10 protein-coding genes, 1 pseudogene and 1 riboswitch are annotated in these 14,801 nt (G+C 59.6%); of the genes and pseudogenes, 10 read left to right on the forward strand and 1 reads right to left on the reverse strand.

Translation table 11 applies throughout. The features are described 5' to 3' along the window. Nucleotides 1-31: 31 nt before the first annotated feature. Nucleotides 32-79: riboswitch (SAM-SAH riboswitch) on the forward strand. Nucleotides 80-86: 7 nt separating this feature from the next. The 3 genes from metK (at nucleotide 87) to aroA (ending at nucleotide 3,524) form a co-directional block, all read left to right on the forward strand. Next, nucleotides 87-1,268 carry a methionine adenosyltransferase gene (gene metK / locus ACFWW2_RS18905; protein ID WP_393930643.1) on the forward strand — a complete coding sequence of 394 codons (1,182 nt, stop codon included), beginning with the start codon at nucleotides 87-89 and terminating at the stop codon, nucleotides 1,266-1,268. Between the two features lie 118 nt (nucleotides 1,269-1,386). Then, complete coding sequence (gene trmB, locus ACFWW2_RS18910) at nucleotides 1,387-2,100, forward strand: tRNA (guanosine(46)-N7)-methyltransferase TrmB (protein ID WP_393930645.1); 714 nt, start codon at nucleotides 1,387-1,389, stop codon at nucleotides 2,098-2,100. Nucleotides 2,101-2,171: 71 nt separating this feature from the next. Beyond that, nucleotides 2,172-3,524 (forward strand): 3-phosphoshikimate 1-carboxyvinyltransferase, encoded by a 1,353-nt coding sequence (aroA, locus tag ACFWW2_RS18915; RefSeq protein WP_393930647.1) that lies wholly within the window; start codon nucleotides 2,172-2,174, stop codon nucleotides 3,522-3,524. Between the two features lie 109 nt (nucleotides 3,525-3,633). On the opposite strand, the pseudogene bchE reads toward aroA, so the two are convergent. Further along, nucleotides 3,634-5,061: pseudogene (gene bchE / locus ACFWW2_RS18920) on the reverse strand (magnesium-protoporphyrin IX monomethyl ester anaerobic oxidative cyclase); the annotation flags it as partial. Here bchE and ACFWW2_RS18925 point away from each other — a divergent pair. From ACFWW2_RS18925 to ACFWW2_RS18955, 7 genes are all read left to right on the forward strand, one after another. Continuing rightward, nucleotides 5,055-5,672: a (d)CMP kinase gene (locus ACFWW2_RS18925; RefSeq protein WP_393930649.1), complete on the forward strand. Its 618-nt coding sequence runs from the start codon at nucleotides 5,055-5,057 to the stop codon at nucleotides 5,670-5,672. The pseudogene bchE and the gene ACFWW2_RS18925 sit on opposite strands and share 7 nt — an antisense overlap. A 125-nt stretch (nucleotides 5,673-5,797) precedes the next feature. Then, the gene (locus tag ACFWW2_RS18930) at nucleotides 5,798-6,322 is read left to right on the forward strand and encodes a hypothetical protein (RefSeq protein ID WP_393930651.1); all 525 of its coding nucleotides are present in this window, start codon (nucleotides 5,798-5,800) and stop codon (nucleotides 6,320-6,322) included. A 138-nt stretch (nucleotides 6,323-6,460) separates the two neighbouring features. Continuing rightward, on the forward strand, nucleotides 6,461-7,087 hold the full coding sequence (locus ACFWW2_RS18935) for a CatA-like O-acetyltransferase (RefSeq protein ID WP_393930653.1): 627 nt from the start codon (nucleotides 6,461-6,463) through the stop codon (nucleotides 7,085-7,087). A gap of 203 nt (nucleotides 7,088-7,290) precedes the next feature. Beyond that, a complete protein-coding gene (locus tag ACFWW2_RS18940; RefSeq protein ID WP_393930655.1) occupies nucleotides 7,291-7,968 on the forward strand; it encodes an outer membrane protein in 678 nt (225 codons plus the stop codon). 101 nt (nucleotides 7,969-8,069) lie between these two features. Then, nucleotides 8,070-8,300, forward strand: a complete 231-nt coding sequence (locus ACFWW2_RS18945; protein WP_393930657.1) for a hypothetical protein — start codon at nucleotides 8,070-8,072, stop codon at nucleotides 8,298-8,300. 46 nt (nucleotides 8,301-8,346) lie between these two features. Then, complete coding sequence (locus tag ACFWW2_RS18950; protein ID WP_393930659.1) at nucleotides 8,347-9,324, forward strand: glycosyltransferase family 2 protein; 978 nt, start codon at nucleotides 8,347-8,349, stop codon at nucleotides 9,322-9,324. 137 nt (nucleotides 9,325-9,461) lie between these two features. Beyond that, on the forward strand, nucleotides 9,462-14,627 hold the full coding sequence (locus tag ACFWW2_RS18955) for a beta strand repeat-containing protein (RefSeq protein ID WP_393930661.1): 5,166 nt from the start codon (nucleotides 9,462-9,464) through the stop codon (nucleotides 14,625-14,627). Nucleotides 14,628-14,801: the final 174 nt, after the last annotated feature.

A 14,801-nucleotide genomic window follows, 5' to 3' on the forward strand; every position in this document is an offset into this window, starting at 1 on the left:
CGGCTTGCCTCACCCCATAGAGGGGAGGCTGGTTCTGTCACAACGGCTTCCTGGCGTGACAGGGAAATTCAATGGAGCACTTCCCCATGGCACGAAATGACTACATTTTCACTTCGGAATCCGTTTCCGAAGGACACCCTGACAAGGTCTGTGACCGTATTTCTGATGCGGTGCTTGACGCGCTTTTGTCCGAAGAACCCGAAGCGCGGGTCGCCTGCGAGACCTTTGCAACCACGAACCGGGTTGTCATTGGGGGGGAAGTTGGCCTGGCGGATCAGGCCAAGCTGAAGGATTACATGGGCCGGATCGACGAGATCGCCCGCGCCTGCATCAAGGATATCGGCTACGAGCAGGACAAATTCCACCACGCGACCTGCGAGATCACCAATCTGCTGCACGAACAATCGGCCCATATCGCCCAAGGTGTGGATGCGACCGCCGACAAGGATGAGGGCGCCGGGGATCAGGGGATTATGTTCGGCTATGCCACGACCGAAACTGACGCGCTGATGCCCGCCCCGATCCAGTATGCCCATGCGATCCTGCGCCGCTTGGCTGAGGTGCGTAAATCAGGCGAACAGCCGACATTGCGCCCGGATGCCAAAAGCCAGATATCGTTGCGCTATGCCGGGGGCAAACCGGTTGAGGTCACGTCGATTGTGCTGTCCACGCAGCACAGTGACGCGGATCAAAGCAGCGCGGATATTCGCGCCATCGTGGAACCTTATATTCGGGAGGTCCTGCCAGAGGGCCTGATCACCGCAAACACTGAATGGTGGGTGAACCCGACCGGCAAATTCGTGATTGGCGGCCCGGATGGTGATGCGGGCCTGACCGGGCGCAAGATCATTGTCGACACCTATGGCGGGGCCGCCCCGCATGGTGGCGGTGCGTTTTCCGGCAAGGACCCGACCAAGGTGGATCGCTCTGCGGCCTATGCGGCCCGCTATTTGGCCAAGAACGTAGTGGCCGCGGGAATGGCCGAGCGCTGCACGATCCAGCTAAGCTATGCCATTGGCGTGGCCAAACCGCTTTCGATCTATGCTGACACCCATGGGACCGGCGATGTACGCCCTGCGGACATCGAAAAGGCCGTGGCACAGGTCATGGATTTGACGCCGCGCGGTATCCGCCAGCATCTGAGCCTGAACCGGCCGATCTATGAACGCACCGCAGCCTACGGCCATTTCGGCCGCGAGCCTGACGCCGATGGTGGGTTTAGCTGGGAACGGACCGATCTGGTTGACGCCTTGAAAAAGGCGATCTGAAGGGCGATGGGTTAAAGCCCATCTTACGCTGCGGCAAACCCGGCGTTCCCACGGCGTAAGGTGGGTCTTGACCCACCCGCCGATTGCGCAGGCTGGCCGCGCTTGCTAAAGCCGCGACATGAGCAAGACCAGACATCCCTCCGGCGCGCCTTGGCGCAATTTCTATGGCCGCTTTCGCGGCAAGACAATGCGCGCGAGTCAGCAGGATTATCTGGAAAATGATCTGGCCCCCTTGTCCCCCGGCCCGGTCAGTTGGGAAGAGAACCCGGACCGTAACCCGCTCGACCTGAATGCGCTGTTCGGCGGCAAGGATATCTGGCTCGAGATCGGATTTGGCGGGGGCGAGCATCTGGTCCATATGGCGGACCGCTACCGCGATATCGGGCTGATCGGTTGCGAGCCCTATATCAACGGGGTTGCCATGTTGCTGGGAAAGGTGCGCAATGCGGACGTGACCAATCTGGCGATCCATCCCGGCGATGTGCGTGATCTGTTTGATGTGCTGCCGGACCAGTCGGTCAGCAAAGTCTTTCTGAACTACCCTGACCCATGGCCGAAAAAGCGCCATCACCGCCGCCGGTTTGTGACACCCGAACATCTGGAACCGCTGGCGCGCGTGATGAAGCCCGGGGCCGTGTTTCGGGTAGCGACAGATATTCCCGATTATGTCCGTCAGACCCTGGAAGAAGTGCCGAAGCAGGGGTTCACCTGGCTGGCAGAGCGGCCTGCCGATTGGCGCGAACCGTGGGATGACTGGCTGTCGACCCGGTATGAGCAAAAGGCGCTGCGCGAGGGCCGCACACCGCATTACCTGACCTTCCGTAGACGCTGAGGCAAGAAGGGCGATGGACCCTACCTGACGCCTCGGCTAAGACGCCTTGGAAGAACAAGAGGAAGGCGCTTATGTCCGGTCACGGCACCCCCATTCCCATGACATCCCGGCGCAGCGGCCCGCTCAAAGGCGTGGCCAACGTGCCTGGTGACAAATCCATTTCGCACCGGTCGCTGATCCTTGGCGCGCTTAGCGTGGGTGAAACCCATATCACGGGCCTTCTGGAAGGTGAGGATGTGCTGGACACGGCCAAGGCCATGCGCGCCTTTGGCGCGACGGTGACCGATCATGGGGGTGGCGAATGGTCGGTGCATGGCGTGGGCGTTGGCGGGTTTGCCGAGCCTGATCAGGTGATTGATTGCGGGAATTCCGGCACCGGTGTGCGCCTGATCATGGGGGCCATGGCCACGTCGCCGATTACAGTGACATTCACGGGCGATGCATCCCTGAATGGCCGACCCATGGGCCGGGCCACGGACCCCTTGGCGCTATTTGGCGCGCAGTCCGTGGGGCGCAGCGGGGGGCGGTTACCGATGACAATTGTGGGCGCCGCTGATCCTGTGCCGGTCCGCTATGAGGTACCTGTGCCATCGGCGCAGGTGAAATCGGCCGTCCTGCTGGCCGGTCTGAACGCGCCCGGCCAGACGGTCGTGATCGAAAAGGAAGCAACCCGCGACCATACCGAACGCATGCTGCAGGGCTTTGGTGCTACATTGACCGTTGAGGAAACGGATGAAGGCCGGGTGATTACCCTTGATGGGCAGCCTGAACTGACGCCGCAGACTATTGTTGTTCCACGTGATCCGTCCTCGGCCGCGTTTCCGGTTTGTGCGGCGATTATCGTGCCGGGATCGGATGTGCTGGTTCCTAATATCGGGTTGAATCCTACGCGGGCGGGGCTGTTCACGACGCTACAGGAAATGGGCGCCGATCTGACCTATGAGAATATGCGCGAGGAAGGGGGCGAGCCTGTCGCCGATCTGCGCGCGAAGTTCTCGCCCGAGCTGAAAGGTATCGCTGTGCCGCCTGCTCGTGCGGCCAGCATGATTGATGAATATCCTGTGTTGTCGGTGGTTGCGTCTTTTGCGACGGGCGTCACCGATATGCAGGGTGTCAAGGAACTGCGGGTCAAGGAAAGCGACCGGATCGATGCGATGGCCAAAGGCCTGCGCGCGGCCGGCGTCACCGTGGAGGAAGGCCCCGATTGGTGGAAGGTCACCGGGCTGGGCCATGGCAATGTGCCGGGCGGGGCGACCGTGGCCAGCCAGCTGGATCATCGGATCGCCATGGCGTTCATGGTCATGGGGATGGCGACGCAGAAGCCGATGTCGGTCGATGATGGTTCTCCGGTTGCGACGTCGTTTCCGATATTCGAGGGGCTGATGGCGGAACTTGGCGCACAAATCGTGCGTTCGAACGGCTAAGCGCCTGTTCGGGCAGGGCGTCCGCCCCCAGAAATGCAGCCACTGTTGGGCCGGGGCGGCGCCTGCGGCGCAGCCATTCAAAAAGTTCGCGCAGGACGACCCGGCGCCCCATGGCCGTGTACCAGCGCATTGCGTGCCGGATATCGGGATCGGGGTGCAGGTAGCTGCGGTAGAGCGCCTTTGGCCTGGCCTGCAGGCAAATCTCGATCAGTTTGACCCAGAGGAACACGCGCCAGGCCGGGACGGCGGGTACCTCCATCACCTGATGTTTGTAGTCCCAATTGCGCTGATCGTGTTCGATCACACGCCGGTTCTTGACGGTCTGAAAGAAGGGTGTCCAGCGGTGCGGTGTGGCGTAGACCGACATCACCTGATCAGGATCGTATGAAAGCAAGTGCTTGAGTATCCGCCAGTAATCACGGTCCGTTTCCTCTTCAAACCCCACGGCAAAGGTGCAAAGCCCGATGATCCCATGGGCGCGGAGCAGTTCAATCGCCTGGCGGTCCTTGGCGCGGGTGCCGCCCTTTTTGACCGCTTTCAACGTCGCCTCATCGGTGCCTTCAAGCCCCATGAGAAACCGGATGACGCCTGCTTTCTTGTAAAGATGCAGGATATCGGCGTCGCGCACGATATCATCCGCCCGGGTGCTGCCCACGATCTGGATATTGACGTCTTCGGCGATCAGCGCCTCAAGAAAGACGCGCCACGCTTTGGGTGAGGTGGTTGGATTTTCATCTGCCAGGTTGATCAGTTCGACCCCATGCTGGCGGTGCAGCCATGCGATTTCGGCGGCGAATTTCACCGGATCGCGGTGCCGCCATTTGGTCCAGAACCCGCGCTGCCCGCAATAGGTGCACAGATGCGGGCAGCCGCGCGAGAATTGCATGATGACGGATCGTTTGCCGCCCCAATAGCTGTGATCAGCAAAGTTGATCAGCTCCCATCCGATGCGGTTGCTGTCGAGATTGGCGATCATCTGGGCAGGGGGTGTGACGTGGGGATGCCCGTCGCGCCGGTAGGCGATACCGTTGATTTCATTCAGATTTCTGTCAAGGGCGATGATCAGTTTCGGCGTTGTCGCCTCGCCCTCGCCGCGCACAATGATGTCGATGGCGGGGCATTCGTTCAGGACATCCTGCCAATGGTATGTGGGCCAGACGCCGCCATAGATGATGGTCGCATCGGGCAGGCAGGCTTTGATCTCTGTCGCGAGTTGCACGACCGTCGGATGGGCCGAGGTGGAGCCGGAATGCCCGATCATGACCACATTCGGCGCGCTTTGAATCACCTGGGTGAGGATTTCCAGATCCGGCATCGGGCCGATATCGGCATTGATCAGTTGCACAGCGTGACCGGCATCAATCAGCGGGCCACCCACGCAAAGCAGTCCGAAGGGCGGCAGATTTTCGCGTGGAATGCGGCTGCCGATGGATGTATGCGGGGGGTGAAGAAGTGTGATGCGCATGGGCGGCCCTTTTGATGGTTTTCCCCTAACTAACTGGCGGATCAGCAGTTTTTGATGAGGGTCCGATGACATTCACCGTGGCGATTGATGGGCCGGCAGCGGCGGGCAAGGGTACGATTTCCAAGGCGGTCGCCGCGCATTTCGGCTTTGCCCATCTGGATACCGGGCTGCTTTATCGCGCTGTCGGGGCCAAGGTGCTGGCGGGGGGTGATCCGGTGGCGGTGGCGCGCGCGCTTGATCCGGTCGATCTGGAGGATGACAGCCTGCGAACCCCGGCGGTGGCGCAGGCCGCGAGCGAGGTCGCCGTGATCGCCGATGTGCGCAGCGCGCTTGTTGATTTTCAACGGAAATTTGCCATCCGCGATGGTGGTGCGGTGCTGGATGGCCGCGATATCGGGACGGTGATTTGCCCGGATGCGGCGGTGAAACTGTTCGTTACTGCCAGCGCGGAATGCCGGGCAGATCGGCGGTTCAAGGAACTGTCGGGCAAGGGGTTGGACGTGACGCCGGAACAGGTTCTGGCGGATGTGAAAGAACGCGATGCGCGCGATAGCAGCCGCGCGACGGCGCCGCTGTTTGCTGCTGGTGATGCGGTCATTATTGACACGTCTGACCTGACGATTGACGCGGCTGTGGCGCGTGCTGTGGCGGTTGTCGAGGCGGCAAAAAGGGCTGTCGGATAAGCGTCGGACTTGCGTCGGCAAAACGTCGGACCTCAACGCACGGTCCATGTTGCAAATTTTCACCAAAGCTTGCTTAGGCTGTTTTACGGCTGCAGGGCTATTATGCCTGAAAAGGAGTTTGCCCCATGATCCGTACCGTAGCCCTGATCGCCCTGATGATCCCCGCCAGCCTGCAAGCGCAGGACCGCGAGGCCGAGCCACATATGACCCTGCCACGCATGGCTGAGATTGTGGCGGCACTTGACCCCGAGGCGCGTGTCGCGGGGCCGGGATTTGAGTTCACGATTGATGATATCCCGGTTCTGATCGTGACGGATGTCAGGGCCAACCGGATGCGGGCGATGGTGCCGATCCGTTCGGCTGATGGCATGACACCGGAGGAAATGATGCGCGTGATGCAGGCGAATTTCGACAGCGCGCTGGATGCGCGCTATGCCATTGCCAATGGCCGGCTATGGGGCGTTTTCATCCATCCTTTTGCGGAACTGGAAAAGGATCAGCTGATCTCTGGTCTGGCCCAGACAGTCAATGTCGCAAAGACTTATGGCACGCTTTACAGCGGTGGTGCCGCGCAGTTTGGCGCAGGAGATAGCGGTGACCTGCAGCGCCAGTTGATCGAAGAATTGCTGGAGCGGGGTCAGGACATCTAGCCCCCCGCCGCTACCCAAAGAGCCAGACATCACCCCCGGAAAACGAGCGACGCGGGTGGGCTGCCGGACACGCGACGACCATTTGGGGCTTTCCTTCAGTTTGCCGGACAGTAGGCTGGCGCTGAAAGGAGCCTGCGCATGGGGTTTGAGCTTGTCGATCTGGAACAGTGGCCGCGCGCGGATCAGTTCCGGTTTTTCCGGACCTATCAGAAACCACATTACGCCGTTACCTCGCGGTTGGACGTGACCCATGTGATCGGGCGCAAGGCTGACGGAATTTCACCGTACCGGGCCTGCCTTTACGCGATCGGGGCCGGAATACATGCGGTGCCGGAGCTTTGCATGCGGTTTCGCGGGGATCAGGTTGTTCGACATGATGGGGTGGAGCTGTCGATGACGGTGCCGACCAAGGCGGGCAGTTTTAACTATGCCTACGTGCCCCATCAGCCGGATTTCGACGCGTTTGATGCCAGGGCCGCCGCCCTGATAACTGCAGCGGCAGAGGGTGGTGCACTGGACGCCAATGCAGGCGCGCGCGACGATCTGGCCTATCTGTCCTGCATGCCATGGCTGGATTATACATCGATCAACAACGCGCTGCCCGGTCCGGATGACTGCATCCCGCGTGTGTCGTGGGGCAAGTTTGTTGATCAGGGCGGGCGCTGGGACATGGCAATGACGCTGGAGGTGCATCACGCCTTGGTCGATGGCCAGCAAGTCGGTGCCTATTTCGCCGCTGTGCAGACGGCGCTGGATCAGGTTTGACGTTGCAGCCCTAGCGCATCAGCCAAGCACATCACCGTCTGAAGACGATTTTATCGCCATTCCAATGGTTGTCGGGTGAAATTACCACGCCCTTTCAAACGCCTGATCAAACGATCAGACATTAGAAACACCTCTGATACGCCCGTTGCGATTCTGCGCGGGTGCTTTTCGAACGTTCCAGATTTATCAGAGGATCATCGATGATGACTATTTCAAAACTGTTAACGTCACGCTGCCTGATCAGCGCGGCGGCCATTTTGCTGCCCTGGCAGGCGGTGGCACAGGATGCCGACTGGTCGGGCGCATTTGTCGGGGCCAATATCGGCATCGGCATGATCGAGAGTGAAATTCACGATTTCGATGAAGAAGCCGCTTTTGGCTATTCCAGAAACGATGGGCCAGCCGGTGTGTCAAACCTTCAGGCCGGTTACAATTGGCAAAGCGGGAATTTGGTTTACGGCGCTGTCGTCAGTATCGGCACGACGTCTTTTGACGAAGAATTTGAAACTGATTTCTGCGAACCGGCAACACACCAAACCGCCGTCAACGCATTGGGGTCTGTTCGGGGTCGCGTTGGCTTGGCCACTGGAAACACCCAGTTCTACGGAACGGCCGGTGTGGCGATCATCGATACCGATGAAACGCTGGCATGTGACGACGCCGATTCCGACAGTGGGGTGCTTGATGACCCCTATGAAGCATTGGTTGTGGGTTTTGGCGTTGAATCGATGATCGCGGACAACCTGTCGGTGAATGCTGAATACCTGTCCTACATGGCGGATGACCAGACAGTGGATGAGGTCGGCGATGACGATCAGTTCGGCACATTCGGTATTCAGGCCGACACTGTCACCATTGGCGTGAACTACCACTTTTTCTGATCAGCCCCTGCTTTGACTGCATGGCTTGCCCATTCCGGCGGTCTGGCCCCGACGCACGGGGTTCAGCCGCCATCAACTCAAGAAGAAAGAAGGATAACGAAATGAAACTGATGAAATTGCTGCTGGCCGGGTCCGGCATTTTGATGATTGCCGCAGTGTCGGCCTATGCCGGGGGGCTGGCCGACGCGGTGGTCGAAACGCAGCCAATCGTCATGAGCCCTGACGAGCCGTCGGGCAGCGTACCAAGCTGGGTCATTCCCGTGGCCATCATTGCCGTGCTGGCCGGTGTTGCCGTGCTGTCAGGGGATGATGATGACAGTGCAGCGTCCTGACGACTGGGCTGAATTCCTCGTCAAGAGGGCTGCAAAAGGGGCGAGAATGCACCGCCCTCAACCGCGGCTTTTGATCGGGGTCTGCACGCGGCAGCGCAACGTGCTGCTGCGTCGCCTGATCGATAGTATCAGCGCCCAACCTGCCCCGGCGGGCTATGACGTGGGAATTCTGGTGGTCGACAACAATGATGATCCGGTGGCCCGCGATGCGCTGGTCGGCCTGTCGGGCCCGTTTCCGGTGACGGTGGTTCATGAAGCCCGTGCCGGTCTGGTTTACGCGCGCAATCGTGCGCTGAATGAGGCTGCCGCGCGTGGTGCCGACTGGTTCGTTGGTGTTGATGATGATGAATGGGTCGCGCAGGATTGGCTCGCCCGTTTCATCGACGGGATGGAGACCTTGGGCCGCTCGATCCTGATCGCGCCCTGCCGTTATGTCTATGATGACGGGCTTAGCCGCTTCTTGCAGCCGATCCAGTTGCCCAGCAAGCCGCGTGGCGCGCGACCGGTAGTGATGGCATCAAGCAATTTCGCGCTCCACTGTCGGGTCTTTGATCCCGCTTATGGTCCAGGCTTGCGCTTTCACCCTGCCTATAACGAAAGCGGCGGTGAGGATCTGGAGTTTTTCCTGCGTGCGGAACGTGCCTGTGGCTGGGTTCCGGCTGCACTGCCTGATGCGGTTGCATTCGAGGACTGGAAAGGACCCCGTGCGACACTGGGCTATCGCTTGCGGCGGTCGTGGCGCACGCAGTTGGCCGCCTTTCAGGTGGCCCGCCACCACCGCAGACTGGGTTTCACGAGCAGCGGGGGCGGACATGTAATGCGCATGTTCCTGCAACTGAACCGCCATGTTGTCTTTGGCGCAGCTAGTCTGATGGCCGGTCTTGCCCTGCTGTTGTTCTGGCCGCGCAAGGGGCGTCATCTGATTGGGGCCGGGCTGGAGCGTGGGGCGCGGGTTCTGGCGGTGCTGCCGTTCCTGCTGGGCCGCCTGCCAGTTGCCTATGGCCCGCGCGCCAGCGCGCAATAGCGGAGGCCAGCACCCCCGACACTAAACATAGCCAGTCCCTTTTTTCCCAAACCGAGAATAAAACCCCCGGCTCGCGCGTCAGTGTCGTGAGCCGCACGAAACGCTGCGGCGCCATTTTGAAAGATAACGGATAAAACATGACACACACTTTTCGCACGCACACCGGCCAACAGGCCATCCCGTTCACCGCAATCGCGCCGTCCCGCTTGGTATCGCCTCTTGCCCTGATGCTTGGCCTGCTGAGCTATCAGCCCGCGATGGCCCAACAGGTCATCGCTGATGGCGAGGTGGTGACTGATCCGATCGTGCTGAATACCGCCGGTGACAGTCTGACCATCGAGGCGGGCGGTAGCCTGATTGTCGATACGGACGATGGTGTAGACGCAAACGGCATCCCTGGCTTGGACATCGACAATGCTGGCACGATCGATGTCACGGGCGTGAACAATTCAGGCATCGTATCGGGCAGCAGCAACTCGACCATCACCAACAGCGGTACATTGACGACCGACAGCAATGGCGGTTTTGGCATCATCGTGCAGACAGGGAGTAGTGCCGGAAACGTCGTTATCGAAAACAGTGGCAGCATCGATACAGTTGGTAGGGATGCGGACGGGATCCTCGTAAGCGGATCCAACTATCTTGTCGACAGCAGTGGTAGTGTGACGACATCGGGCGATCAGTCGAATGGTATTGACGTACGGGGCGCCAATGGGACAGCTATCAACAGCGGGTCAGTGTCCACATCCGGCGATACTTCGGTTGGGATATCCGTGAGTGGCGCCAACGCCGTTGTCGAAAATGACGGTGGCATTGATACTGACGGGCGTCTGTCGCACGGTATCTCGGCGTTCGGTAATGGCGTGTTCATCAACAATACCAACAGCATCTCAACTAATGGCGATATCGCCAAGGGCATCCGCGTGGAAGGCAATGATGCGGTGGTCACCAATGCGCAGGATATCGCGACGACCGGCGAGAATAGCGACGGTATCGATGTCCGGGGAGACAACGCGCAGGTCACGAACACCGCGGACGGCGAGGTTATTACCGATGGTGATAATGCGGCCGGTCTCTCTGTCATCGGGGATAATGCGGAGGTCGAGAATGCGGGTATTGTGGACACTATTGGCACAGGTGCCGCCGGGATTTCCGTGACAGGTGCCGGGGCCACGATCATCAATGCCGATAGCATTCTGACCACCGGTGATCAGTCCGAGGGGATCGTTGTCGAAGGGAATGACGCCGTTGTCATCAATGATCAGGCGATAGAGACGCAGGGCGCAGACAGTGATGGGATCCGCGTCACCGGCGACAACGCGCAGGTTACGGCTGCGTTCGGCGGCAGCATCGAGACCAGCGGGAACAACTCCGAAGGGATCAGCGTCACCGGCGACAACGCTGACATTGATAATGACGGCATTTTGGAAACCGCTGGGACAGGATCAACCGGGATTGCGGTGACAGGCGATGGCGCTGTGATCAGCAACAATGCAGATGGCTTCATTCAGACCGAAGGTGACGAGGCGCACGGGATCAGTGTCACCGGGGCCGGTGCCACTGTCATAAACGATGCAGAGATCGAAACGTTCGGCGCGGATAGCGACGGGATTACTGTCGTCGGGGATGGAAATACCGTCACCAACACTGGCAATATTCTGACCGACGCAGAGAACGCTGAGGGCATCAGCATCGCCAATGGCGGCGGCGTCATTCTCAATAGCGGCGATATCGAAACTTTCGGCGATGATGCCGAAGGGATCGCCATGATCGGCTTTTTCGAAACAAACGGCAGTATCGACAATACCGGTAGTGTCATAACGGACGGTGATGACGCCGCCGGGATACGTGTTGTTGGCGGTGCGGTTGACGTGACCAACACCGGTGCGATTACCACAACTGGTGTTGCGGCACGGGGCATTGATTTCACAAATGTCGGGGACCCTGGCACACAGGTGACCATTACCAATATCGGGGCCATTGCGACCGGCGGTGAAGACGGCATTGGTGCGGACAGCGACGGTATCTTCTTCGAAGGCAATGATAGCGTCGTCGAAAACGCGGCTGATGCCAGCATCACAACCACGGCCGACGATTCGCAGGGTATCGAGGTCATCGGCAACAACAATGACATCGACAATAACGGGACAATCACGACGGCCGGTGTCGGATCGACCGGTATTCGTGTCGATGGCAATGACGCAGACGTCGACAACGCCAACAGCATCCTGACCACCGGGTCTGACAGCAGCGGGATCAGCGTCAACGGCGACAGGGCCGAGGTCACTAACAGCACGGACGGCACTGTTACGACCGAGGGCGATGGATCACACGGGATCGCGGTCGCCGGTGACGAGGGCAGTATCTTCAATGATGGCAGTGTCGCGACCTTAGGTGAGGGTGCCATTGGCATCAATATTTCCGGCAATCAGTCCGGTGTTGCAAACACAGGTACGATCACAACTACCGGGGCCGATGCCGCAGGCATTTCCCTGACGGCAGATGGTGAAGTTGATGAGGACATCGGCCTGACTGGTATCGTCATGAACGATGGAAATATCAGCACTGCTGGCACTGGCGCCGACGGGATCATTGCCGAAGGCGTCGCTCTTGTCGTCTCCAACGATGCCACCATCGAGACGACAGGTGTTGATGCAAACGGGATCACGGTGAATGCCGATCTCGGCGGTGCGTTCAATGACGGTTCGATTGCCACCGCGGCTGACGGCGCAAAAGGTATCTCGGTCACGGCGGGGCTGACCGAAGTGGAGGATTTTGACTTTACGGCAATCGTGCAGAACGAGGGCCTGATCAGCACGTCAGGTGCAGATGCCGATGGGATCCAGGTGACTGGTCTTGCTGCCATTGTGATAAACGAAAGCCAGATAGAGACGGCCGGCGCTGACAGCGACGGTATCAACGTCACGGCTAATGATGCGCAGATCTTGAATGATGCCGAGACGAGCATTGTTACAGAAGGCGACGGATCACGCGGTATTGTGCTGACCGGGAACAACGGTCAGATCAGCAACGACGGTACAATCACCACGAGCGGCGCCAATGCCGAGGGCATTCTGGCCGATGGGTCCGGTCATACGGTCGACAACCAGAACAGCATCACGACCAACGGTGAGAACAGTGATGGCATCCGGGCCACGGGCACCGCTGACATCACAAACAGCAGCGACATCACGGCCAATGGTGACAGCTCTGACGGTATCCAGGCCAATGGCGATGACTCCAGCATCACCAATACCGGTGTGATAGCGACATCAGGTGAAAACGGCGCTGGCGTGAACATGATCGGCGATCGCATTGAGCTGACCAACGACGGTGGCATCGCCACCAGCGGCGATTTCGCCACCGGCGTCGCAGCCACCGGTGAGGCAGCGGCGATTGTGAATAATAATGAAATCAACACGTCCGGCGACGGCTCTGCCGGGGTCAGCGCAACGGGTTTTCTGGCCGAAGTCATCAACACCGATCTGATTGCAACGACAGGTGACACATCCGTCGGCATGGTCGGGACCGGAGACGAGACGGCCCTGCGCAACAGAGAGGGTGCTGTTATCGACACTGCCGGGTCTGGCTCTCACGGTATTCAGCTTGACGGCTTCGCCAGCTCCGTGGTCAACGGGGGCGATATCACCACGTCCGGTAACGCGGCGCATGGGATCGTCTCGCAAGGTGACGGCGCGGCCGTAACCAATGATGGGGCGATCACCGTCAATGCCAGTGCCTCCAACGGTATCCACAGCACCGGTGGCGGGGCCGGTATCACCAATGGCGGGACGATCCTGCTCGACATTGGGGTCGAGGATGAAGGTGCTGGCATCTTCTCGTCTGGTGTGGATGCGCTGATCCTCAATACTGGCACTATCTCGGACGATGGTGCAGACGGAAGCGGGCTGATTTCCACCGGCGAGAACGCTGTTATCGACAATACCGGCGTAATCAGCATTGCCGGTGGAACAAACACCACGGTTGTTGTGACCGGCGCCAGTAGCACGCTGACCAATGAGGGCGCGATCACGTCCGGGGCTGACATAACGGATGCGGTGCTTTTGGAAGGCGAAGGCACCACGTTCTTCAACACAGGTGTCGTGACCACGGCGGGCACAGGCCTGAATGCTGCGGTCCGCGGTGGTGCTGGCGCGCAATCGGTGACGATGTCGGAAGGATCGCAATTTGTCGGTACCTTCGATCTGGCCGGTGGTGAGGGCGACACCTTTGTGCTCGAACGGTTCGTGCTGCCCGAGGATATCTCCTGGCGGGTGTCCACCTTCGGGGTTGAGGAATTTGACATCGATGCGGCCTACAATGCTGAGCTTGTCACGTTCGAAGGTGACCAGATTGACGTGATGCGCATTGATAGCACTGCGACCTCGGTCCTGAACGAAGCGACAGGTGCGCTGACCGACAGCGCCCGGCGTGCGATATTTGACAATGCCGGGTCGCCGGGGGTGTGGGCCGGTGTTATCGGGCAAACCCAAACCCATTCCGACGATGGATTTGCCCTTGCATATTCACAGGAATTTGCTGGTGTGCTGGCCGGATATGAAGGTTCAGTTGGCGAGCGCGATGTGGGTTTCGTCTTTGGGGCGGCCAATAGCCAGATCACGACTGATGTCGCCTCTTCCAGTTTGGAAGGCGAAGCGTTCTTTGGCGGGGTCTACTACACCGTGCCGGGTACTGAAGGTAAATATACCCTGAACCTGCTGGCCGGGGCCCAAAGCCATGACAGCGAACGGCTGGTGCTGGATACAACAATTGTTGACGGGCTTGAAACTGCCACAGCGACGGTCGACAGCAGCTTTGTCAGTGCCGGGGTCAGCGCCACCGGGTATGTTCAGCAGCTGGGCGCGTTCGAGTTGCGGCCATCGGCGTCGCTGAACTACACGCTGACAGCCTTTGACGCCTATGAGGAAACCGGCACGACCGGGTCCAACCTACGGGTGGACAGCCGGATCGCCCAGACGCTCAGCGCGCGGCACCAACTGGCGCTGGGCTATACCGCTGGCCGTCTGGATGCAGAGTTCCGCGTCGGTCTGGACGGGCGACTGAGCAGCGAGGATGACTTTGACGCGCAGGTGATCCAGTCCGTAGGCGGCGTGCCGAATATTAGCGACACGTTCTCTTTCGCGCCAACTGACGGCGATACGTTCCTTGGCGGATTTGTCGGTGCCCGTGCCACATTTGCCGCGTCCGACCAGCTGACGCTGATTGGCGATGTGGAATATCTGGGTGGTCGCGACGCGGAAGAGGCTATTTCGGCCAGCCTGAGCGTCAGCTTTTCCTTTTGAACATAGCCAACAACGGCACCGGCCACCATGTGGCCGGTGCTGCAACATAAATGATGACACCAGATTGGTATTAGCACCCGTGATGAGCAGCAAAAGACCACGCAGACCGCAAAGGATGATTAAGGGCAGCATGACGCAGGTCATCGCCCTCAGCCTCTCTGATCGGTCTGCTGT

Origin of the sequence: Yoonia sp. R2-816 (assembly GCF_046762905.1) — a bacterium.
Lineage (GTDB): Bacteria > Pseudomonadota > Alphaproteobacteria > Rhodobacterales > Rhodobacteraceae > Yoonia.

Bases quoted from the DNA above. Each gene is read 5' to 3' on its own strand.
- ACFWW2_RS18945 (WP_393930657.1), top strand. From the start codon at position 8,070: ATGAAACTGATGAAATTGCTGCTGGCCGGGTCCGGCATTTTGATGATT.
- metK (WP_393930643.1), top strand. From the start codon at position 87: ATGGCACGAAATGACTACATTTTCACTTCGGAATCCGTTTCCGAAGGA.
- ACFWW2_RS18955 (WP_393930661.1), top strand. From the start codon at position 9,462: ATGACACACACTTTTCGCACGCACACCGGCCAACAGGCCATCCCGTTC.
- ACFWW2_RS18940 (WP_393930655.1), top strand. From the start codon at position 7,291: ATGACTATTTCAAAACTGTTAACGTCACGCTGCCTGATCAGCGCGGCG.
- aroA (WP_393930647.1), top strand. From the start codon at position 2,172: ATGTCCGGTCACGGCACCCCCATTCCCATGACATCCCGGCGCAGCGGC.
- ACFWW2_RS18950 (WP_393930659.1), top strand. From the start codon at position 8,347: ATGCACCGCCCTCAACCGCGGCTTTTGATCGGGGTCTGCACGCGGCAG.
- ACFWW2_RS18930 (WP_393930651.1), top strand. From the start codon at position 5,798: ATGATCCGTACCGTAGCCCTGATCGCCCTGATGATCCCCGCCAGCCTG.
- ACFWW2_RS18935 (WP_393930653.1), top strand. From the start codon at position 6,461: ATGGGGTTTGAGCTTGTCGATCTGGAACAGTGGCCGCGCGCGGATCAG.
- ACFWW2_RS18925 (WP_393930649.1), top strand. From the start codon at position 5,055: ATGACATTCACCGTGGCGATTGATGGGCCGGCAGCGGCGGGCAAGGGT.
- trmB (WP_393930645.1), top strand. From the start codon at position 1,387: ATGAGCAAGACCAGACATCCCTCCGGCGCGCCTTGGCGCAATTTCTAT.